The 20,944-nt window shown below is 67.6% G+C and carries 22 protein-coding genes and 1 riboswitch; of the genes, 17 read left to right on the top strand and 5 right to left on the bottom strand.

Annotated features, from left to right (window positions below):
- The 4 genes from EJC47_RS06275 to EJC47_RS06260 form a co-directional block, all read right to left on the bottom strand.
- Complete coding sequence (locus EJC47_RS06275) at window positions 1-531, bottom strand: glycine zipper 2TM domain-containing protein (RefSeq protein WP_126846097.1); 531 nt, start codon at window positions 529-531, stop codon at window positions 1-3.
- A gap of 69 nt (window positions 532-600) precedes the next feature.
- A complete protein-coding gene (gene dapF, locus EJC47_RS06270; protein WP_126846095.1) occupies window positions 601-1,545 on the bottom strand; it encodes a diaminopimelate epimerase in 945 nt (314 codons plus the stop codon).
- A gap of 37 nt (window positions 1,546-1,582) precedes the next feature.
- Window positions 1,583-2,662 carry a DUF2855 family protein gene (locus EJC47_RS06265; protein WP_126846093.1) on the bottom strand — a complete coding sequence of 360 codons (1,080 nt, stop codon included), beginning with the start codon at window positions 2,660-2,662 and terminating at the stop codon, window positions 1,583-1,585.
- 22 nt (window positions 2,663-2,684) lie between these two features.
- The gene (locus EJC47_RS06260; protein WP_126846091.1) at window positions 2,685-3,158 is read right to left on the bottom strand and encodes a DUF6456 domain-containing protein; all 474 of its coding nucleotides are present in this window, start codon (window positions 3,156-3,158) and stop codon (window positions 2,685-2,687) included.
- 92 nt (window positions 3,159-3,250) lie between these two features.
- Between EJC47_RS06260 and EJC47_RS06255 the strand changes: the two genes are divergently transcribed.
- The 9 genes from EJC47_RS06255 (at window position 3,251) to cobJ (ending at window position 13,804) form a co-directional block, all read left to right on the top strand.
- On the top strand, window positions 3,251-3,814 hold the full coding sequence (locus tag EJC47_RS06255; protein ID WP_126846089.1) for a helix-turn-helix domain-containing protein: 564 nt from the start codon (window positions 3,251-3,253) through the stop codon (window positions 3,812-3,814).
- Window positions 3,811-4,578, top strand: a complete 768-nt coding sequence (locus EJC47_RS06250) for a glutaminyl-peptide cyclotransferase (RefSeq protein ID WP_126846087.1) — start codon at window positions 3,811-3,813, stop codon at window positions 4,576-4,578. The genes EJC47_RS06255 and EJC47_RS06250 overlap by 4 nt, the downstream gene beginning before the upstream one ends.
- 122 nt (window positions 4,579-4,700) lie before the next feature.
- Entirely contained in the window at window positions 4,701-5,759 is a 1,059-nt protein-coding gene (locus EJC47_RS06245) for a HoxN/HupN/NixA family nickel/cobalt transporter (protein WP_052192457.1), read from the top strand.
- 74 nt (window positions 5,760-5,833) lie between these two features.
- A riboswitch (cobalamin riboswitch) is annotated at window positions 5,834-6,062 on the top strand.
- Window positions 6,063-6,242: 180 nt separating this feature from the next.
- On the top strand, window positions 6,243-7,280 hold the full coding sequence (gene cobW, locus EJC47_RS06240) for a cobalamin biosynthesis protein CobW (RefSeq protein WP_126846085.1): 1,038 nt from the start codon (window positions 6,243-6,245) through the stop codon (window positions 7,278-7,280).
- 9 nt (window positions 7,281-7,289) lie between these two features.
- Window positions 7,290-10,559: a cobaltochelatase subunit CobN gene (gene cobN, locus EJC47_RS06235; RefSeq protein WP_126846083.1), complete on the top strand. Its 3,270-nt coding sequence runs from the start codon at window positions 7,290-7,292 to the stop codon at window positions 10,557-10,559.
- Window positions 10,556-11,692 carry a cobalamin biosynthesis protein CobG gene (locus EJC47_RS06230; protein WP_126846081.1) on the top strand — a complete coding sequence of 379 codons (1,137 nt, stop codon included), beginning with the start codon at window positions 10,556-10,558 and terminating at the stop codon, window positions 11,690-11,692. Before cobN ends, EJC47_RS06230 begins: the two co-directional genes overlap by 4 nt.
- Window positions 11,692-12,321 (top strand): precorrin-8X methylmutase, encoded by a 630-nt coding sequence (locus EJC47_RS06225; RefSeq protein ID WP_126846079.1) that lies wholly within the window; start codon window positions 11,692-11,694, stop codon window positions 12,319-12,321. Before EJC47_RS06230 ends, EJC47_RS06225 begins: the two co-directional genes overlap by 1 nt.
- Entirely contained in the window at window positions 12,318-13,049 is a 732-nt protein-coding gene (cobI, locus tag EJC47_RS06220; protein WP_126846077.1) for a precorrin-2 C(20)-methyltransferase, read from the top strand. Before EJC47_RS06225 ends, cobI begins: the two co-directional genes overlap by 4 nt.
- On the top strand, window positions 13,046-13,804 hold the full coding sequence (gene cobJ / locus EJC47_RS06215; RefSeq protein WP_126846075.1) for a precorrin-3B C(17)-methyltransferase: 759 nt from the start codon (window positions 13,046-13,048) through the stop codon (window positions 13,802-13,804). The genes cobI and cobJ overlap by 4 nt, the downstream gene beginning before the upstream one ends.
- On the opposite strand, the gene EJC47_RS06210 is transcribed toward cobJ, so the two are convergent.
- Window positions 13,774-14,529, bottom strand: a complete 756-nt coding sequence (locus EJC47_RS06210; RefSeq protein WP_126846073.1) for a cobalt-precorrin-6A reductase — start codon at window positions 14,527-14,529, stop codon at window positions 13,774-13,776. The two genes, cobJ and EJC47_RS06210, sit on opposite strands and share 31 nt — an antisense overlap.
- On the opposite strand from EJC47_RS06210, the gene cbiE reads away from it, so the two are divergent.
- From cbiE to bluB, 8 genes are read left to right on the top strand one after another with little or no spacing between them, the layout of a single operon-like run.
- Entirely contained in the window at window positions 14,528-15,748 is a 1,221-nt protein-coding gene (cbiE, locus tag EJC47_RS06205) for a precorrin-6y C5,15-methyltransferase (decarboxylating) subunit CbiE (RefSeq protein ID WP_126846071.1), read from the top strand. The two genes, EJC47_RS06210 and cbiE, sit on opposite strands and share 2 nt — an antisense overlap.
- Complete coding sequence (locus EJC47_RS06200; protein ID WP_126846069.1) at window positions 15,745-16,110, top strand: cobalamin biosynthesis protein; 366 nt, start codon at window positions 15,745-15,747, stop codon at window positions 16,108-16,110. The genes cbiE and EJC47_RS06200 overlap by 4 nt, the downstream gene beginning before the upstream one ends.
- Window positions 16,107-16,892: a precorrin-4 C(11)-methyltransferase gene (cobM, locus tag EJC47_RS06195; RefSeq protein WP_126846067.1), complete on the top strand. Its 786-nt coding sequence runs from the start codon at window positions 16,107-16,109 to the stop codon at window positions 16,890-16,892. The genes EJC47_RS06200 and cobM overlap by 4 nt, the downstream gene beginning before the upstream one ends.
- Window positions 16,889-18,202, top strand: coding sequence for a cobyrinate a,c-diamide synthase (locus EJC47_RS06190; RefSeq protein WP_126846065.1), 1,314 nt, complete (start codon window positions 16,889-16,891; stop codon window positions 18,200-18,202). The genes cobM and EJC47_RS06190 overlap by 4 nt, the downstream gene beginning before the upstream one ends.
- A complete protein-coding gene (cobA, locus tag EJC47_RS06185) occupies window positions 18,199-18,921 on the top strand; it encodes a uroporphyrinogen-III C-methyltransferase (protein WP_126846063.1) in 723 nt (240 codons plus the stop codon). Before EJC47_RS06190 ends, cobA begins: the two co-directional genes overlap by 4 nt.
- Window positions 18,918-19,682, top strand: a complete 765-nt coding sequence (gene cobF / locus EJC47_RS06180) for a precorrin-6A synthase (deacetylating) (RefSeq protein ID WP_126846061.1) — start codon at window positions 18,918-18,920, stop codon at window positions 19,680-19,682. Before cobA ends, cobF begins: the two co-directional genes overlap by 4 nt.
- Window positions 19,672-20,298, top strand: coding sequence for a cob(I)yrinic acid a,c-diamide adenosyltransferase (gene cobO, locus EJC47_RS06175; protein ID WP_126846059.1), 627 nt, complete (start codon window positions 19,672-19,674; stop codon window positions 20,296-20,298). Before cobF ends, cobO begins: the two co-directional genes overlap by 11 nt.
- Complete coding sequence (bluB, locus tag EJC47_RS06170) at window positions 20,295-20,942, top strand: 5,6-dimethylbenzimidazole synthase (protein WP_126846057.1); 648 nt, start codon at window positions 20,295-20,297, stop codon at window positions 20,940-20,942. Before cobO ends, bluB begins: the two co-directional genes overlap by 4 nt.
- Window positions 20,943-20,944: the final 2 nt, after the last annotated feature.

Here is a 20,944-nt window from a genome sequence, read left to right as displayed (position 1 = left end):
TTAGCGGCAGCGCAACTGCGTATTGTTCTGGTCGACCGTCTTGCCGACCACGCCGCCGGCAATCGCGCCAAGCAGCGTGCCGACGCCGCGCGAATGCCCGCCCGCGATCAGGTTGCCGAGCACACCGCCGCCAACCGCGCCGGCGATCAAGCCGGTCGTGCCGTCGTTGCGCTTGCAATAGAGCTGCCCGTCGCTGCCGCGGTAGACGCGGTCGTCGGAACTCAGCACGCGCTCCTGATAACGCGGATCGTCTCGATAATAACGTGCGGGGTCATAACCGCCTTCGTCGCGGTCATCGCCACGCGGATCGTAATATGGCCGCGGCGGCGGGGCATAGCCGCGCGCGCGGGCACGCTGGTAGCGGTCGAATTCCTGGCGGAACACCGCAAGCTCGTTATCGAAGCGCTGCTGCGCTTGCTGGAAGCGCTGGTCGTCGGCTGGGCTCTGCGCCAGCGCCGGGGCCGCAGTCGCCACGCACGACCCAGCGATCAGTGCCGCCAGCATCGGCGCACTACGAAAAAAACGGCTCATCGGGGGAACTCCTTGGATGTTACGGCGCGACAACGATGCACCGCGACTTTGGTTGCGACAAGGAACCGCCTAGGCGATGGCCGCGATCACGCCACGCCATGCCGCAACCTCGTCATCGCTACGGTGCGTCACCGTGACCGGGCCCGCTGTCCGTGTCGCCAGATCGACATCGACCGATCCTGCCCATTCGAAGGTCGCATTGCCGGACAACCGCACCATACCATCGGCACTCGCCTCGGCGCGAACGAGTCCGCCACGATTGAACACCGTGATGTTGCGACCGAATGCACACTTTCCGGTCAGGCACGCGGCATAGGTCGACGCCGCCATCGCGCTGCCGCAACTGTCGGTCAGCCCCACCCCGCGTTCGAACGTGCGCACGAACAGCGCATCCTCGCCGCGTAGCTCGACAAAGGAGACGTTCGCGCGGTTGGGCAGCCAGGCGGGTGCCGCTTCGCACCGCTCGCCCAGCGCGACCAGTTCGGCCTCGTCGACCGAATCGACGAAGCTCACCAGATGCGGATTGGGGATCGCCACCGCAGTAAAGACGCGTGCGCTGCCAAGCGCTGGGATCGGCGCATCGATAATCCGCTCCGCGCCCACCGTCATCGGCCACTGCGTCACGTCGAGATTGACCGGCCCGGCCACTTCGCGGATCGTCGCCACGCCCGGTGCGAGGTCAGGATCGCGCCACACCTCGACCGTCGATGTCTGCAACCGCATCGCCGCGCGCTCGATGCCGAGCGCCTCGAACCCAAGACGCGCCACGCAGCGCACGCCGTTCAAACACGTCTCGGCTTCGCTGCCGTCGGAATTGAACATGCGAAAGCCCATCGCGTGGAGCGCATCCCCCGCCGTCAACAGCAACAGCCCGTCGCCGCCGACGCTGCCGTTCCGATCCGCCAGCGCCACCGCGATCCGTGCCCAGCTGGCGTCGTCCAGCGTCAGCGCGCGCGCGTCCACCAGGGGGAAGTCATTCCCCGAACCATGACATTTGATGAAATCGATGTGCATGTCTGTGGCCTTAGCGGGGCGGCCCGCGCGACGATAGCTACAGCCGCACGACGAACCCGGTATCCGGCGCGGCCTGCCCCGCCACCTGCGTGCGCCAGATACGTTGCAACGCCTCGACGCCCTGGCCATGCTCGACGTGTACCAGCCCCGCCGCGACGGCGACAAAGCCGCTCCATTGCGCCGCGACGGCTGCATTGAACCCTTCCTGCCCGATCTCGCCAATCAGCGCGGTCGCGGCATTGGGTGCAAAGAACCATACCGGCTTCGGGTCCGGCAGCAGCGCGGTTTCGCCACCTGCGTCATGATGCGTCACGCCCACGCGCAGGCATTGCGCCACCCGGTCCGGCAGCGCAGCGTAGGCTGCCTGCAACAGCGCCGCATTTCCGGCAAAATCGATGAGGACAGCCTCGCCAATGCTCGCCAGACCATCGATCGCGTCATAAGCCAGCACCGCATCGTACAGCCCGGTCTTTTCGACAAAGCCGACATGCGCGGCGCTGGTCAAACCGATCCGGCGGATTTGCGGGCTGCCTTCGCGCAGCACATAGGCTGTGCCCAGCGCGGTCTTGCTCGACGCACTGGTCAGCACGACGGTGTCGGTGCCGTACCAGCCCGCGCGGCGCAGTGTGTCCTCGATCAGGAAGCTGGTCAGGAACAAGGGCTCGAACAGCATCCGCAGATCCTCAACCGCAGCGTCGTGCGCGGGATCGGCCCGCAGCCGCTGATATTGGTTGTAGACCGCGCTCATCGGCTGGCGGTGCGCCGCCATGTCGCGAAACAGCCCGGCCGAAATCTTGCCCGGCTGCACGATCAGATGCGACGCCATCGGCAGGAAGCCATAAACCCGCTCGCCCACCGCAATGTCCGCGACGCGCGACGCGACCACGCGGGCATAGCCCCAAGCCGGCACGATCCCCCAGCCTTCGGGCGCGGGGAAGAAATTCCAATATCCGATCTGCGCGCCGACCACGCCATAGGTCACGGTGTTGGCGGTCACCACGAACGCCTCGATCTGCAGCAGGATTTCACCCTCGCCCGGCTCGGGGGCCAGCGTCTCGTTGACCGCCACCTGCGTCAGCGCATCGCGCCGCACCATCATTTCGCGCTTGATCGGCATCCTCTTCCCCCAACGATCCACCTCATCGCAACCCATAATGATCGCCCAGGCGATCAAACGCCAGTGTCAGTACGATTCGCCCGGCCCGCTGCGGCCACCCGAGTGCGCGCTCGGCGACCGGCAGCCCCTCGCCCGCGCACACCACGCGCCATGCGACATCGCGCAAGCCACCGCCAAGCGCCGCCATCGCCGCATCGAAGCGCCGTTTTGCAGCTATCTGCGCCAGTGTCGGATCGAGCCCGCTAGCGCCGCCATCCACCCGTGCCGCCCACTGCATCGTCACCCGCGGGGCGAGCGCCGCCATTTCATAGTCCGCGCGCAAGCGCTCCCCCGCCTCGAACTGCCGCGCATCGATCTTGCCATGCGCCCGCAGCCAGCTGAGCGGCGATTCGCCGACATGCACACTGACGCTGCGCCGAGGCCGATGCGTGCGCGGTGTCGCCGCGCCGCGCACCACACCGCATTCCTCTATCACTCGCTCCACCAGTTCCCGCATCGCCGTTTCCTCTCACATCGCTTCCGCGAAAAGCGTTGCCATGAGGCCACGGATGTAGGACAGCAAAAAACCAATTTGGTTAGAAGGCTGGCATGATCACCGCTATCCGCGAAGTCCGGCGCGCCAAGGGCATGACGCTCGACGATGTCGCGCGCGCGTGTATACCGCCAACCACCGCGCAGACGATCGGTCGCCTGGAAACCGGCACGCGCACCGTCTCGGTCGGTTGGCTGAACCGGATCGCGGCAGCATTGGGGGTGCGCGCAGCCGATCTGGTCACCTTGCCCGACCGCGCCGACATCGCCGTGGCCGCAATCCTCGATACGACCGGAGCGCATGCCCCCAAGCGCCCGGCAACCGTCGTCCCCCCGGCCCCCGCACCCGAGCATGTCGCGGTGTCGGTCCAGGCCGGCGTGGGGGACTATCGTGCTGGCGACACCATCTGGTGCGTGCGTATTCCACCGACGGATTTCGCCCAGGCGCTCAACCGCGATGTGCTTGTCCCGCGCCCGGCGGGTCGTTTCCTGTTCGCACGCCTGATCGGGCGCGAGGACGGGAAGCTGCACCTTCTCCCGCTCGGCCCCGGTGCCCGCCAGCAAGTCGTTACCGATCCGCCGTGGATCGCCACCGCCGTTACATTGGTTCGCGCTTTATGATCCGCACCCTGCTCTTCGCCGCGCTCCTCGCCGTGCAAGGCGCGGCTCCGCCACCGGCACCCCCGCCGCCCGTCACCACGGCGCAGATCCTCAACCGCTACCCGCATGACACCAGCGCCTTTACCGAAGGTCTGCTGATCGACCACGGCGTGCTCTACGAGAGCACCGGACGGGAGGGGCAATCTGACATTCGCCGCGTCGACTTGGCCAGCGGCCGCGTCCTGGCGCGGGTGAAATTGCCGCCGAGCCTGTTTGGTGAAGGCATCGTTGCATGGAAACAGCAACTGTTCAGCGTCACCTGGCATGGCGGCCAAGGGTTTCGCTGGTCGCTCCCGGGTCTCAAGCGCACCGGCGGATTCCGCTATAGCGGCGAAGGCTGGGCGATGACCGATGACGGGCACGCGCTGATCCTGTCGGACGGCACGCCGGTGTTGCGCTTTCTCGATCCGACCACTCAGAAGGTCGTCCGGCGCGTGACGGTGACGATCAACGGCCGCTTGCTCGACCAGATTAACGAGCTCGAATATGTCGATGGCGAGCTGCTCGCCAATATCTGGATGACGCACTATATCGCGCGGATCGATCCGGTCAGCGGCAAGGTGCTCGGCTTCATCGACCTGTCCCCGCTCCTCGCGCAGGTGCAACTGACCGACCCCGATTCGGTTGCCAACGGCATCGCGTATGATCGCGCGGCGCGGAAGCTCTACGTCACGGGCAAGAACTGGCCTGCGCTGTTCGAGATCGCGCGACCCAAGGGGGCGTGATCCGGCTCTTCTCGATTTTGGGCAGGCTCTTGCCATGCAGCAGGAAATGACGGTAGCGGCGGCGCGCGTCTGAAGGGCGACCGCGCGTCGGGACCCAAGCGGTTGATAAGGGTCTGTTGGTTATGACGCACGCACCGTCGGCTTCGTCCCCGCCCCGCCAGGATGGTCTGCGCCGCCGCATCGGCTGGTTGTTCACGATCTTGATCCTGGCGAATATCGGCGCGTGGATTTGGGCGTTCACGCTGTTTCACGAACGCCCGCTGATGCTGGGCACCGCCCTGCTCGCCTGGGGTCTGGGGCTGCGCCACGCGGTCGATGCCGATCATATCGCCGCCATCGACAACGTCACCCGCAAGCTGATGCAGGATGGCCAGCGCCCGGTCAGCACGGGCTTCTGGTTTGCGATCGGCCATTCCGGGATCATCGCAATCGCGTCGGTGGCCGTCGCGCTGACGGCGAGCGCACTCGCCGGCATGGCGGTGCTAAAGCAGATTGGCGGCACCGTCGCCACCATCGTGTCGGCGGGGTTCCTGTTCGCCATCGCGGCGACCAATCTCATCATCCTGCGCGCGGTGTGGAAGACCTTTGCCCATGTCCGCGCGGGCGGTGCCTATGTCGATGAGGATATCGACTTGCTGCTGGCCGGGCGCGGCATCTTGGCGCGGGTGTTTCGACCGATGTTCCGCTTAGTCAACCGACCGTGGCACATGGCCCCGCTCGGTTTCCTGTTCGGGCTGGGCTTCGACACGGCGACCGAGGTCGCGATCCTCGGGCTGTCCGGACAGCAGGCCGCCGATGGCACCGCGATCGGCACCATCCTCGTGCTGCCGCTGCTCTTTGCCGTGGGCATGGCGCTGATCGATACCGCTGACGGGGTCGTCATGTTGGGGGCGTATGAATGGGCCTTCGTCAAACCGATCCGCAAACTCTATTACAACATCACCATCACGCTGATGTCGGCAGTCGTCGCGATCGTGATCGGCGGCATCGAGGCGCTGGCGCTGATCGGCGGAAAGCTGGGGTTGGCGGGCTGGCCGTGGGAGACGGCGGCACGGCTGGGCGAGCAATTCAACACGCTCGGGTTTGCCATCATCGGCCTGTTCGTGCTGTGCTGGATCGTCAGCTTCGGCATCTATCGCTGGAAACGCTTCGACGAGATCGAGGTCCGCCTGCCCGGCTGAACCCGGCCAACATGCCGCATTGGCATTGCCTGCGAACTCGGTTAAGCGGTGCTCGAATTCTCCGGAGAAATCCGGGGGTTCATGATCGCACCGGTGCCCCGCGAGGGGCTTGAATGGGAATGTGGTGCGGGAGCGTGCTCCCAAATCCACAGCTGTCCCTGCAACTGTAAGCGGATAGTGCGATGCGCAGGTCTCCCCTTTGCGGGAGCAGCCACTGGAACGCCACGCAAGTGGGGATCTGGGAAGGTGCGTATCAAACGGTGACCCGTGAGCCAGGAGACCTGCCAGTGCACCGGTCGCTCTTGCCCAGATCCAGGGGATGGTCTTGGCACGGTACTTCTCCGTCTGGGCGACGAAACTGTGCGGCTGGGGCTGCACGGTCGTGCGGCCATGGGCGCTCTCGCGTCGGTCCGGGTCGCACGCCGACCGGTCATGCGCCGGCAAGCCCCGTCCTGTGTTCGTCCTGGCGCGGGGAGATGTACCATGTCCGATCTTTCCAAGATCCCCGTCACCATCGTCACCGGCTTCCTCGGGGCCGGAAAAACCACCGTGATCACGCACCTGATCCGCAACGCTGGCGGCCGGCGGCTCGCGGTCGTCGTCAATGAATTCGGCACGCTCGGCATCGACGGAGATATTCTACAGGGCTGCGCCATTCCGGATTGCCCTGCGGAAAACATCGTCGAACTGGCCAATGGCTGCATCTGCTGCACCGTCGCCGACGATTTCATTCCGACCGTCGAACGCTTGCTGGCACTCGACCCTCGGCCCGATCATATCCTGATCGAGACCTCCGGCCTCGCCCTGCCCAAACCCTTGTTGAAGGCGTTCGACTGGCCCGCGATCCGCAGCCGCATCACCGTCGATGGCGTCGTCGCGCTGGCCGATGCCGAGGCGGTGGCGGCAGGCCGCTTCGCACCCGATCTCGCAGCGCTGGAGGCGCAACGCGCCGCCGACCCCGGCATCGACCATGAAACCCCGTTGTCCGAAGTGTTTGAGGACCAACTGGCCTGTGCCGATATCGTCCTGCTCACCAAGATCGATCTGGCGGGTCCCGAAGGCGTGGCGGCGGCACGCGCGATTATCGCCGCCGAGGCACCGCGACCGGTGCCGATCCTCGAGCTGACCGACGGCGTGGTCGATCCGCGCGTAATTCTGGGGCTTGGCGCAGCCGCCGAAGACGATATCGCGGCGCGTCCGTCGCATCACGATGGCGACGACGATCACGAGCATGACGATTTCGAGAGCATCGTGCTCGACATCGGCGAAATCGCCGATCCCGCCGATCTGGCTGCCCGGATCGTGCGCATCGCGCAGCAGCACCAGATCTTGCGCGTGAAGGGATATGCTGCGGTGGCGGACAAGCCGATGCGGCTGCTGGTCCAGGCGGTCGGCACGCGCGTGCGCTACCATTATGACCGTCCGTGGCGGCCGGGTGAAGCGCGGCGCACCACGCTGGTCGTCATTGCCGAGCGCGACCATATCGATGGTGAGGCGTTGCATACGGCGCTGGTCGGCTGAGGCCAGCCCGTGCACATCCTCTTCCGCGAAAGCCACGGTCTGGAGGAAGCCGCGATCCCGCAGGATCTGGGGCAGAGCCCGGCTGACCTGGTCATCCTGTCCTTTTCGGACAGCGACCTTGGTGCGTTCGCGGGGGCATGGCACTCCGCGCGAAGATCCGGGCAAACGCTGCCTTCGCTCCGGTTGGCCAATCTCGCAGCGCTCGGCCATCCGCTGTCGGTCGATACCTATGTCGAGCGCACGCTGAGCGGTGCCAAAGCGATCCTCATCCGGCTCATCGGCGGCATGCCCTATTGGAGTTACGGGTTGCAGCAGGTCGAACTGCTTGCGCGGGCACGGGGGATTGCACTGGCGGTGTTGCCCGCCGATGGTCGCGCCGACGCACGGCTGGACGCCGTCTCCACCCTGTCCGCGCAGACGCTGCGCGCGCTGGCGCGCTTGTGCGACGAAGGCGGGCCCGAAGCGAGCGGAGCCGCGTTGACGCTGCTGGCGCGCGCCGCAGGATTGTGTTGGGACGATACGGTCACGCCCCGATCGTTGCCGCTGACGGGCGGATGGCATCCCGATTGCGGGGTGGTCGATCCGGCCACTTTTGCGCGCGATCCCGATCGACCGCTGATCTTGCTCGTCTTCTACCGCGCTTATCTCGCGGCGCAGGACCTTGCCCCCTTTGCCGCGCTGCATAGCACGTTCGAGCAGCGCGGTTTTGCGACTCTGTCGCTGTTCGGACCGTCGCTGAAGCACCCGCAAACGCGCGACCGGATCGCGGCGTGGATCGGCACACTATCGCCCGTCGCAATCCTCAACGCGACCGCATTTTCGGCGCGGGGCGAGGCTGGGGAAACACCGCTCGACGCGGCGGGGGTACCGGTGTTTCAAGTGGCGCTGGCAACCTCGGGACGCGCCGCCTGGGCAGACGGCACGCGCGGCCTGTCACCTGCCGATCTCGCCATGCATGTCGTATTGCCCGAGATTGACGGTCGGCTATTCGCCGGGGTCGCCAGTTTCAAGGAAGCGGGCACGCGCGATCCGCTGCTCGAATTTGCCCGGACCGCGCATCGGGCCGAGCCCGAGCGGATCACCGCGATCGCGGACCGGGTCGCTGGTTGGACTAGGTTGGCGGCCAAAGCCGTCGGCGAACGGCAAGTGGCGCTGGTCCTGTCCACCTATCCCGGCAAGACCTATCAGATGGCCCATGCCGTCGGACTGGATGCGCTGGCATCGGCCGAGGCGATTTTGGCCGATCTGGCCAGCGCGGGATATGACGCAGCGACGCGCGACGACCTCGCCGAGGGGCTTCGCTCCAACACTTTGACCTGGCCGCTGGCTGACTATCGCCGCGCGCTGGCGGCATTGCCCGAGGCCTTGCGACACGATCTTGCCGCATCGTGGGGCGAACCCGAAGACGATCCGGCACTCATGGACGGGATGTTCCGGTTTGCGGCGGTGCGCGCCGGGCGCACACTGGTGGCACTGCAGCCGGAACGTGGTGCCAGCACCGGGCGCGATCAGGAATATCACGACCTCACCCGATGCCCGCGCCATGGCTATGTCGCTTTCTATCTATGGCTGCGCGCGATCGGCACCGACGCGATCGTCCATGTGGGGGCACATGGCACGCTGGAATGGTTGCCGGGCAAATCGGTCGCGCTGTCGCAAGGCTGCTGGCCCGAAGCTCTGGTTGGGCCGTTGCCCTTCATCTACCCGTTCATCGTCAACGACCCCGGCGAGGCAGCACAAGCCAAGCGCCGCATCGGTGCCGTCACCATCGGCCACGTCCCGCCACCCTTGGCCCCGTCAGGTACGGGGGCCGGGCTTGGGCGGATCGAGGCGCTGCTCGACGAATTTTCCAATGCCGACGGGCTCGATCCGGCGCGCCGCGACCGATTGCAGGCCGATATTCGCGCCGAAGCCAAAGCGCTGGGGCTGGAGGCCGAGCTTGGCCTGGATTGCGCGACCCGCTTGAGCGACGCGATCACGCGCATCGACCGCTTTGTCTGCGACGTGAAGGAAAGCCAGTTCACCGATGGCCTGCACGTGTTCGGCCGTGGAGCGCAGGGGGCGGCGGAAAGCGCCGGCCTGCTCGCAGCGCTGGCCGGGCGGCGCGTGGCGGCCGGGCCGTCGGGCTCTCCCTATCGCGGGCGCAGCGACGTGCTGCCGACCGGACGCAACCTCTACACGATCGACCCGCGCGCAATCCCGTCGCGTTCGGCGCACGAACAGGGCGTGGTGCTGGCGGAGGAATTGATCCGCCGCCATTTGCAGGATCATGGCGACTATCCGCGCGCCCTGATCGTCGATCTGTGGGGATCGGCAACCATGCGCACCGCAGGCGAAGAATTTGCGATGGCGCTGCATCTGCTTGGGGCAAAGCCGGTCTGGGACACCGCCTCGGAGCGAGTCAGCGGAATCGAAATCCTGCCGCTCGCGCTGCTCGACCATCCACGGATCGACGTGACCTTGCGCGTGTCCGGGCTGTTCCGCGATGCCTTCCCCACGCTGCCGGTGCTCTTCGGACAAGCGGTGCGCGCGCTCGCCGCACGCGAAGAACCCCCCGACTGGAATCCCTTTGCAGGCCGGATCGCGACGGCGCGAGTCTATGGGCCGCGGCCCGGCGCTTATGGCGTTGGGCTTGGCGAGACGATCGATCTATATACCGACGACGCGCGACGCGCGGCTGGCGAAGCCTGGCTTGCGGCATCTGCCTATCCGCTCGATTTGCCGGAGGGACAGGCGGGGCCCGACGCCCAGGGCTTGCGCGATCGGGTCGCGGAGACGGATGCGTTCGTCCATCTCCAGGATTTGCCCGAAACCGACCTGCTGCTGGCCGCCGACTATGCGGCGCATGAAGCGGGGTTCGCCGCCGCAAGGGCGATCGTGGCCGCACCCGTCGCGCTCTACCATCTCGACCATCGCGATCCGGCTCGGCCCGCAGCGCGCACGCTGACCGCGGAACTGGCGCGGGTGGTCCGCGCGCGCGCGGCGCATCCGGGCTGGGTGGCGGGGATGATGCGCCACGGGTTTCGCGGCGGGGCGGAATTGGCGGCGACGCTGGACCATCTGGGCACGTTCGCGCACCTCTCCGCCAGCGTGCCGCCACAACTGTTCGACCTCTATTACGATGCCACGCTCGGCCAAGCCGAGGTGCGGGCGTTTCTGGAGCGCGACAATCCGGGCGCGCTGGCGGCGATGGAGGCGCGCTTTGCCGCGCTCCATGCCGCCGGGCTGTGGCCGACGCGCCGCAATTCGATCCTCGCGCAGTTGCAGGGGGTCGCATGAGCCCCTTCATCGTAAAGGGCTGGTGCCCCGATGCGTGGCGACCGATGCGCTCGGGCGATGGACTGCTGGTGCGGGTGAAGCCCCGGCTTGGCCGGTTGACAGCCTACCAGGTGCGCGGGCTGTGCGCGGCGGCGATCGCTTATGGTAGCGGCGTGATCGACCTCACATCGCGCGCCAATCTGCAGCTTCGCGGCGTGTCGGAGGATGGCTGGCAGCCGCTTTTGCAGGCGTTGATCGCACTGGATCTGGTCGATGCCGATGCAGAAGGCGAGAAGCGGCGGATGATCCTCGTCGCGCCTCAGTGGCAGGAGGGCGACGACACCCACCGCATCGCCTGCGACCTTGTCGAACATTTGCACACCGCACCCGATCTGCCGGCCAAGGTCGGTTTCGTCGTCGATGCCGGAGCCACGCGCGTGCTGGGGACGGAGACCGGCGATTTCCGGGTCGAGCGCGCAGCCGACGGGGCGTTGATCCTGCGCGCCGATGGCCGGGCGACCGGGGTTGCGGTGGCACGCGGGGACGAGGCCACCGCGTTGATCGCGCTGGCGCGGTGGTTCATGGACAGCGGTGGTGCGGTCGCCGGACGCATGGCCCGCCACGAAGCGGCCCTGCCGGATTGGGCGACGGGCGCACTGCCCCCCTCGTCATCGCTCGCTCCACTTCAGCCGGGCACGTGGCAGCGCGGCATGGCATGGGGGTTGCCCTTCGGCCAGATCGCAGCGGCGGTGCTTGCCGATCTTGTCACGCCCGGGTCGACCGTCGCGGCGGTGCGGATCACGCCGTGGCGGCTGATTCTGGTCGAGGGCGACCGCACGCCATCGCCGCCGCACGGAATGCTGGCCGACCCGTCCGACTTCCTGCTGCGCGCGGATGCCTGTCCCGGTGCGCCATATTGCCCGCAAGCAAGCGTCGAAACCCGCAGTCTGGCCGCTCGCCTGGCGCCGTTGATCGCCGGGCGACTGCATGTGTCGGGCTGCGCCAAGGGCTGCGCATCACAACGCGTCGCCGACGTCACAGTGACCGGGCGCGATGGCCTTTACGACCTTTCCCTCAACGCGCGCGCCGGGGCTCCGGCGGTGCGCACGGCGCTCAGCTGCGCCGCGCTGCTCGCCCAATTCGGAAGCAATTGATGCCGTACCACTATCAAACCGACGGCGCGGCAATCTATCGCCAGTCCTTCGCCACGATCCGCGCCGAGGCGGACCTTGCTCCCTTCACCTCTGAAGAAGAACCGGTCGCGGTGCGCATGATCCACGCCTCGGGCCTGGTGGAACTGGCCCCGCATATCCGGTTTTCCGTTAGCTTCGCCGCCGCAGCGCGCACCGCGCTGGCGGAGGGCGCACCGATCCTGTGCGACGCGCGCATGGTGAGCGAGGGGATTACGCGCGTGCGCTTGCCCGCCTCCAACCCGGTCTTGTGTACGCTGCACGATCTGCACGTACCGGATCTGGCGCGGGCGATGGGCAATACGCGGTCGGCGGCGGCGCTGGAGTTGTGGCGGCCGCATCTCGCGGGGGCGGTGGTGGCGATCGGCAATGCCCCGACCGCCTTGTTCCATTTGCTCAACATGCTGGAGGACCCGGACTGTCCGCGTCCCGCCGCGATCATCGGGTGCCCGGTCGGCTTTGTCGGCGCGGTGGAATCCAAGGCGGCCTTGTGGGACGTACAGCCTGTGCCATGCTGCGTCGTGGCAGGGCGGCTGGGCGGCAGTGCGATCACCGTTGCCGCAGTCAACGCACTCGCGAGCCGCGCCGAATGAGCGCGCGGGTGGGCACCATTTACGGCGTCGGGCTGGGCCCCGGTGCGCCCGATTTGCTGAGCGTGCGGGCCGATCGGCTGGTGCGCGGTGCCACCCATATCGCCTATTTTCGCAAGGCCGGACGCCCCGGACAGGCGCGGCGCATCGTCGAGGGAATGCTGCGCGCCGACGCGATCGAGCTGGCGATGGAATATCCGGTGACGACCGAAATTCCGCTGACCGACCCGCGCTACAATGCCTGCCTTGCCGCTTTCTACGCCGACTGCAGCGCGCGGCTGACCGCGCTGGCGCAAACGGGCGCGGACGTTGTGGTCCTGTGCGAGGGCGACCCCTTTTTCTACGGGTCGTTCATGCACCTGCATGCGCGCCTGTCGGGCGTGGTGCCGGTGGAGGTGGTGCCGGGCATTACCGGAATGGCCGGGGCGTGGAACGCAACCGCCATGCCGATCACCTGGGGCGACGACGTGTTGACGGTCGCGATGGCCACCTTGCCGGAAACGGAACTCGTCCGCCGGATTCGCGATACCGACGCGCTGGTCGTGATGAAAATCGGACGCCATCTGGCCAAGCTGCGCCGCGCTGTCGCCGCCGCCGGGCGCGCGGATTCGGCGTGGCTGGTCGAACATGCCGCCATGCCGGGGCAGAAAGTCACACGGTTGGCCGAGGCCGACAGCGTCACGCCCTATTTCTCGATACTGCTGATCCACGGACAGGGGCGCAGGCCATGAGCGCAGGTTGGCTCGCTATCGCTGGCCTGGGCCCTGGCGACGCGGCGCAGATCACCCCGGAAGTGTCGGACGCGTTGTCCAGCGCGAGCGACGTGATCGGCTACCTTCCCTATGTCGCACGGGTCGCGCCGCGCGCGGGGTTGACGCTGCACCCCTCCGACAATCGCGTCGAGCTGGACCGGGCGGCGCACGCGTTGACATTGACGGCGCAGGGTCGGCGTGTGGTGGTGGTTTCGTCGGGCGACCCCGGCGTGTTCGCCATGGCAGCAGCCGTGTTCGAGGCGGTCGAGGCGGGGCTGCCCGCATGGCGCGACCTCGATATCCGGGTGCTGCCGGGGATCACCGCGATGCTCGCCGCCGGCGCGCGTGCCGGTGCCCCGCTCGGCCACGATTTCTGTGCGATCAACCTGTCGGACAATCTCAAGCCGTGGACGATGATCGAGAAACGCCTGCGGCTGGCGGCAGAGGCGGATTTCGCCATGGCCTTTTACAACCCGCGCTCAAAGGCGCGGCCCGAGGGGTTTGCCCGCGTCCTCGCGGTGTTGCGCGCGGCATGTGGCGACGATCGCCCGGTCCTGTTCGCCCGCGCCGTCTCGACCCCCGAGGAACATCTGCAAATCGTGCCCTTGGGGCAGGCGCGCGCCGAGATGGCCGACATGCGGACAATGGTGATCGTAGGATCGAGCCAGACGCGGACGATCCAACGCTCCAGCGGCGTGTTTCTCTACACGCCGCGTTCGGCAGACGTGTCATGAAGCAGCCAATCCAGCACCGCTGCGGGATCGCACATTTGGTGCCGCTCGGGCATGGCCGGGCGGTCGATCATCAGCACCGGCACACCGAGACGCCGGGCGGCGATCAACTTGGCCTCCGCCCCGCTTCCGCCTGCATTTTTGCACACCACCAGATCGATCGCGTGATCGCGCAGCACAGCGACGTCGCCGTCGACGGTGAACGGTCCTCGATCCACGATCAAGCTGTAGTGCGGCAGCGGCGGTGGCTGATCCGGGACATCGACGAAGCGCAGCAGATAACGGTGCTGTGGCTGGGCGACAAAGGCGTCCACATGCATCCGCCCCAGCGCCAGCAAGATGCGACGCGGCGGCACCGTCAGCGCCGCCACCGCACCGGCAATATCGGCGACGTGGCTCCAGCGATCCTCTTCGGTGGGCACCCAGGCGGGCCGGGTCAGGGCGATATGGGCAACTCCCGCCAGACGCGCAGCGGCGATGGCGTTGGTGCTCATCGTCGCTGCGAAGGGATGTGTCCCATCGACCAGATGCGTGATCCGGTGCTCGCGCAGATAGGCGACCAGCCCGGCAACCCCACCAAAGCCGCCGATCCGCACCGGCACGGGTTGCGGACGGGGCGATTGCGTCCGGCCGGCGTAACTGAGCGTGGCATCAACGCCGTTTGCCGTCAGCAGCGCCGCGAGCGCGCTCGCCTCGGTCGTTCCGCCCAGCAAAAGGACCTTGCGCATGGCTGAAACGGCTCCGCAGCTTCGGCAACAGCCGTGGTTGACGATTGTGGGCGTCGGGGCGGCAGGCCCGAAGAGCCTTTCGCCCGCCAGCCAGACGGCTTTGGCCGAGGCCGAGCTGGTCATCGGATCGGCCCGGCATCTGTCGCTGTTCCCGGCGATTACCTGCCCCGTGATCGAATGGCCAGTGCCCTTTGCCGAGGGCATTGCGCTGTTGCTGGCGCATCGCGGGCGGAAAATGGTGATGCTGGCGTCGGGCGATCCGTTTTGGTTCGGGGCGGGCAGCAGCGTGACCCGCCATCTCGCCCGCGATGAATGGGTGGCGCATCCAACGCCCTCCACCTTCAGCCTCGCCGCCGCGCGCCTGGGTTGGGCATTGCAGGATACCGTCTGTCTCGGCCTCCATGCCGCGCCGCTGGAACGGATGCGCCCACACCTTGCCACGCGCGCGCGCCTGCTGGTGCTGGTGCGCGATGGCGCAGCGGTGGCGGCTCTCGCCACCTATCTGCGGGATCTCGGCTTTGGCGCGTCGCGGCTGCACGTACTGGAGGGACTGGGTGGACCGGACGAGCGCATCCGTCCGGCGCAAGCCGATACGCTCGATGTTGTCGATATCGCCCATCCGGTCGCAGTCGCAGTCGAATGCGCGGGTTCGGGGGCCGTTGTGCCGCGTGCATCGGGCCTGCCCGACACCCTGTTCGATCATGATGGCCAAATCACCAAGCGCCCGATCCGGGCGCTGACGCTGTCGGCGCTGGCCCCGCGCCCGGGGGAAACGCTCTGGGACATCGGGGCTGGATCGGGATCGATCGCGATCGAATGGCTGCTGGCGCACCCAGCCAACCGCGCGCTGGCGATCGAGGCGGATGCGCCCCGCGCCGAACGCGCCCGCGCCAATGCCAGCGCGCTGGGTGTCGATCGGCTGGAGGTGCTGATCGGAACCGCACCTTCGGTCTTGCCCGAAGGGCCCGCGCCCGCTGCGGTGTTTATCGGTGGTGGCCTGTCGCAAGATTTGCTGGAGGCGCTGTGGGCACGCCTGCCGGTCGGCACGCGGCTCGTCGCCAATGCGGTGACACTGGAATCGGAAGCACTGCTCGCCGCCTGGCACAGCGCCAAGGGCGGTGCACTGCTGCGGATAGAGCTCGCTCAGGCTGCTCTGCTGGGCCGCCGCCGCGGTTGGCGGTCGAGCTATCCCGTCGTGCAATGGAGTGTCATCCTGTGATCGTCGCCGGGTTCGGATTTCGGGCAGGTGCACCGCTGGAGTCGCTGCGCGCGGCCTTGCGGCTGGCGCAACGGGGGCATCCCTCCGTCACCCACCTCGCCACCGTGACAGACAAACTCTCCGGCCTGTCGCCATTGGGGCAGGCGTTGGATTTACCGGTTCTTGCGATCTCGCCCGAGGCACTGTCCAGCGTCGCCACGCCGACCCGCTCCATCGCCAGCTTGGCCGCCTATGCCAGCGGGAGCGTCGCCGAGGCCAGCGCGCTGTGCGCCGCAGGGCGCGGCGCGCGCCTGCTCGGCCCGCGCCACGTTTCGCCCGATCGCCGGGCAACGTGCGCAATCGCCGAAGGACATCTGCCATGACCGTTCACTTCATCGGGGCTGGCCCCGGCGCGCCCGATCTGTTGACGCTGCGCGGGCGCGATCTGATCTCCGCCAGCCCGGTCTGCCTGTATGCGGGGTCGCTTATCCCCGAAGCGGTGCTGCGCCACTGCCCGCCGGGGGCGCGGATTATCAACACCGCGCCGATGGACCTGGACGCGATCATCGCCGAAATCGCCACCGCCCATGCGCTGGGGCACGATGTCGCGCGGCTGCATTCGGGGGATCTGTCGCTATGGTCGGCGATGGGCGAGCAACTGCGTCGCCTGCGCGCGCTGGACATTCCCGTCACGGTCACCCCCGGCGTGCCCGCCTTTGCCGCGGCCGCTGCCGCGCTGGAGGCGGAACTGACCTTGCCCGCGCTCGCCCAGTCTGTAGTGCTGACGCGCACGCCGGGACGCGCCAGTACGATGCCCCCTGCGGAAAGCCTCGCCCATTTCGCAGTCACCGGGGCAACACTGGCGATCCATCTGTCGATCCACGCGCTCGATCGCGTCGTCGCCGATCTCACCCCGGCCTACGGCGCGGACTGTCCGGTGGCGGTGGTCTGGCGGGCGAGCTGGCCCGATCAGCGTATCGTGCACGCCACGCTGGCGACGATCACGGATGCGGTCGCGGGCAGCATGGAGCGCACCGCGCTGATTCTGGTCGGCCGCGTGCTGGCAGCCGAGGATTTCGCCGAAAGCAGCCTTTACGCCCACGGCTATGACCGGCGCTTCCGGCCGCAGGATGCAACCTCGCGTTTTGCGGAGTCTGCCGAATGAGCGTGCCGGGCCTCATGATCGCCGCCCCGGCATCGGGCACGGGCAAGACAACGGTCATGCTCGGCCTGCTCCGCGCGCTCAGCGCACGCGGGCTGGTGGTGCAGCCGTTCAAGAGCGGACCCGATTATATCGATCCGGCCTTTCACCGCGCGGCTTGCGGGCGCGCGTCGTTCAACCTCGACAGTTGGGCGATGACGGGTGGTTTGCTCGATACGATCGCAGGCGAAGCAGCGGGCGCGGATCTCGTCCTCGCCGAAGGCTCGATGGGGCTTTATGATGGCGTTGCCGGTGCCGGGGCCACTGGCAACGGGGCGAGCGCCGACATTGCGTGCCGCATGGGCTGGCCCGTCGTGCTGGTAATCGACGTATCGGGCCAGGCGCAGTCTGCGGCAGCGATCGCGCTTGGTTTCAAGCTGCTCGACCCCACTGTCCCGCTCGCCGGGGTCATCCTCAACCGCGTCGCCAGCCCACGCCATGAACGGCTGGTACGGCGCGGGCTGGAGGCGGTGGGGATTGCGGTGCTGGGGGCCTTGCCGCGCCGTGGCGACTTGACCTTGCCCGAGCGGCATCTGGGGCTCGTCCAGGCGATCGAACATCCCGCGCTCGATGCCGCGATCGCCGATTATGCCGCCTTCCTGCGCGACCATGCCGATCTCGACGCGATTTGCGCCGCCGCCGCGCAGAAACGGGCGCACACGCCCGACCGGTTGCTCCTGTCCGCGCCGCCAGCCCAACGCATCGCGATCGCGCGCGATGCCGCCTTCTCCTTCGTCTATCCGCACGTGCTGGAGGGGTGGCGACGCGGCGGCGCGGAAATCTTGCCTTTCTCGCCGCTCGCCAATCAAGCACCGGATGCCACCGCCGACATGGTGTGGTTGCCCGGCGGCTATCCCGAACTCCACGCAGGGCCGATCGCCGCCGCCACAACCTTTCTGGGTGGCCTTCGCCACCATGCGGAGACGCGCCCGGTCCACGGCGAATGCGGCGGCTATATGGTGCTGGGCGCGGCGCTGATCGACAAAGACGGCGCAGCGCATCGCATGGCCGGTCTGCTCGGGCTGGTCACCAGCCATGCCCAGCGCCGCATGCATCTGGGCTATCGCCTTGCCGAACTGGTCGCGCCGGTGGGAGCGCTGGCGGCGGGCACGCGGCTGCGTGGCCATGAATTTCATTACTCGACGGTCGTCGAACAGACCGACGCACCGCTCGCTTATGTCACCGACGCTGACGGCGCAGCGGTCGCCGAAACCGGCTCGCGGCGCGACCGCGTCACCGGCAGCTATTTTCATATGATCGCCACCGCACAATGACCGGCTTTGTTTCCTTTGTCGGCGCAGGCCCCGGCGATCCCGAATTGCTGACGCTGAAGGGCCTGTCGCGGCTGCAACAGGCCGATGCCGTGCTGTTCGACGATCTCGCCTCCGGTGCGATGCTCGACCACGTCCGCGCCGGTACGACCTTGATCGATGTCGGCAAACGCGCCGGACGCCCCTCCCCCAGCCAGGCCGAAGTGAACCGCTTGCTCGTCGCCCATGCTGCCACAGGTGGGCGTGTGGTGCGGCTAAAGTCGGGCGACGCCGGGATCTTCGGTCGGCTGGAGGAGGAGATCGAGGCGTTGCGGCTGGCGAACATCCCCTTCGAGATCATTGCCGGCGTCAGTTCGGCCAGCGCCGCAGCGGCGGCGGCGGCGATCCCGCTCACGCGGCGGGCGCTGGCGCGGCGCGTTCAGTTCATCACTGGGCACGATGCGACCGGGGCGCTGCCGCACGACCTCAATCTGGCGGCGCTCGCCGATGCCGAGGCGACGACGGTGGTGTTCATGCCCAAGCGCACCTTCCCCGCGCTGGCCACGCGTCTGATCGCCGCCGGATTGCCGCCGCAGACACCCGCGTTGCTGGCCGAAAATGTCGGCCATGCCAGTCAGCAAATAACGCGCAGCTCGGTCGCCGCGCTGGCCGATGCGCTGACCACGGGCGCGGGATCGGCCCCCGCGCTGATCCTCTATGGCCCGTTGATGGAGGACGCATGATCGATCTCGACCTGATCGGCGTCGCTACCGGCAATCCCGACCATCTGACAGCAGAGGCGGTGCAGGCGATGAACAGCGCCGACCTGATCCTGCTGCCGCGCAAGGGCGATGCCAAATCCGACCTGATCGACCTGCGCCGCGCGATCTGCGCGCGGGTGTTGACCGGGCCGACACGGATCGTCGCCTTCGACATGCCGGTGCGCGCAGCAGGCGGGGACTATGCCCACGCCGTCGACGACTGGCACGACGCCATCGCCGCCGCATGGCGCGCTCAGATCGTGGCGCATTTGCCCGAGGGCGGGCGGCTGGCGCTGCTCGTCTGGGGCGATCCCGCGCTCTATGACAGCAGCTTGCGCATCGCGGAGCGGTTGCGGGCGAGCGGCCTGCCGCTCCGCGTGCGCGTCGTGCCGGGACTGACCAGCCTGCAGCTGCTCACCGCCGCGCACGCCATCCCGCTCAATGCCCTCGCGGGTGCCGTCACGATCACCACCGGGCGGTTATTGCGCGCCTGTGGCTGGCCCGACGCGGCCGACACGGTTGTGGTTATGCTCGACAGCGGCTGCGCGTTCGAGGTGCTGGAGCCGGAGGGCATTTCGATCTGGTGGGGTGCCTATGTCGGGATGCCACAGGAAACGCTGATCCACGGACCGCTCGCCACCGTCGCGCCGCGCATTGCCGCCGCGCGAGCCAACCTGCGCGCGCGCCATGGCTGGATCATGGATATCTACCTCTTGCGAAAGAACCGCGCCGATGTCGCTTGAACCCGAAGACGCTGCCTTGGCGATCGAAACCCGCCACGCCGAGAAGATGCGCAAGAAGCAGGCCGCGCAAGCCAAGATCATGGCCGACAAGACCCGCGAAAAAGGGCTGCTGATCGTCCACACCGGCAAGGGCAAGGGCAAGACCAGCGCCGCGCTGGGCATGGTCGTGCGCGCGATCGGGCACGGCATGAAGGTGGGCGTCGTCCAGTTTGTGAAGGGCGCGATGCAGACCGGGGAAGCGCGCGTCTTCGCCGCCTTTCCCGACAATGTCGAATTCAAGCCGATGGGCGAGGGCTTCACCTGGGACACGCAGGACCGCGCGCGCGATATCGCCGCCGCGCGCCGTGCGTGGGACGAAGTGCAGCGCATGATCGCGGACCCCGCCTATCACATGGTGCTGGCCGACGAGATGAACATCGCGTTGCGTTACGAGTATCTGCCGCTCGACGAGGTGCTGGCGGTGCTCGCTGCCAAGCCCGAGAGGAAGCACGTCATCGTCACCGGCCGCAATGCGCCCGAGGCGCTGATCGACGCAGCCGATCTCGTCACCGATATGACGATGGTCAAACACCCGTTTCGCGCGGGCGTAAAGGCGCAGGCGGGGATCGAATTTTGACCGACGGACCGCCCGCCTTCGATGTCGCGTTTCAGGCGCGCTTCGGCAACCTGCTGCGCTGGCGACGCGATGTGCGCCATTTCGATCCGCGCGCGGTGGCGGAAGCGGACATACGCGCCATCCTGCATTCGGCCGCTTTCGCGCCGTCGGTCGGCAATGCGCAGCCGTGGCGCTTCGTGCGGGTGCGCACGCGTGCACTGCGCGACGCGCTGGCCATCCATGTCGATGCGCAAAAGGCCGAAGCGGCAACGCGTTATCGCGGCACCGAACGGTACGATCACTATCAGGCGCTGAAGCTGCACGGCTTGCGCGAGGCCCCCGAAGTGCTGGCAGTCTTCTGCGACGAGCAACCCGCCGCCGGGCACGGCCTCGGCGTCGCGACCATGCCCGAAATGCTGCGCTATTCGTGCGTCATGGCGATCCACACGCTGTGGCTGACGGCGCGGCTGCGCGGCATCGGCATAGGCTGGGTATCGATCGTGGATCCGCTGGAGGTTCAGGCGCTGCTCGACGTGCCGGCGCAGTGGTCGCTGATTGCAGTGTTGTGTGTCGGCTACCCGAGCGAGGCCTCCCTTACGCCCGAACTCGAACGGCACGGCTGGCAGGCACGCGAACCCATGGACGACCGGATTTTCGAACGATGACC

Origin of the sequence: Sphingomonas sp. TF3, assembly GCF_003985085.1 — a bacterium.
Classification (GTDB): domain Bacteria; phylum Pseudomonadota; class Alphaproteobacteria; order Sphingomonadales; family Sphingomonadaceae; genus Sphingomonas.
Note: the sequence above shows the minus strand (reverse complement) of the source record. Positions and strands in the feature narration are given on the sequence as shown.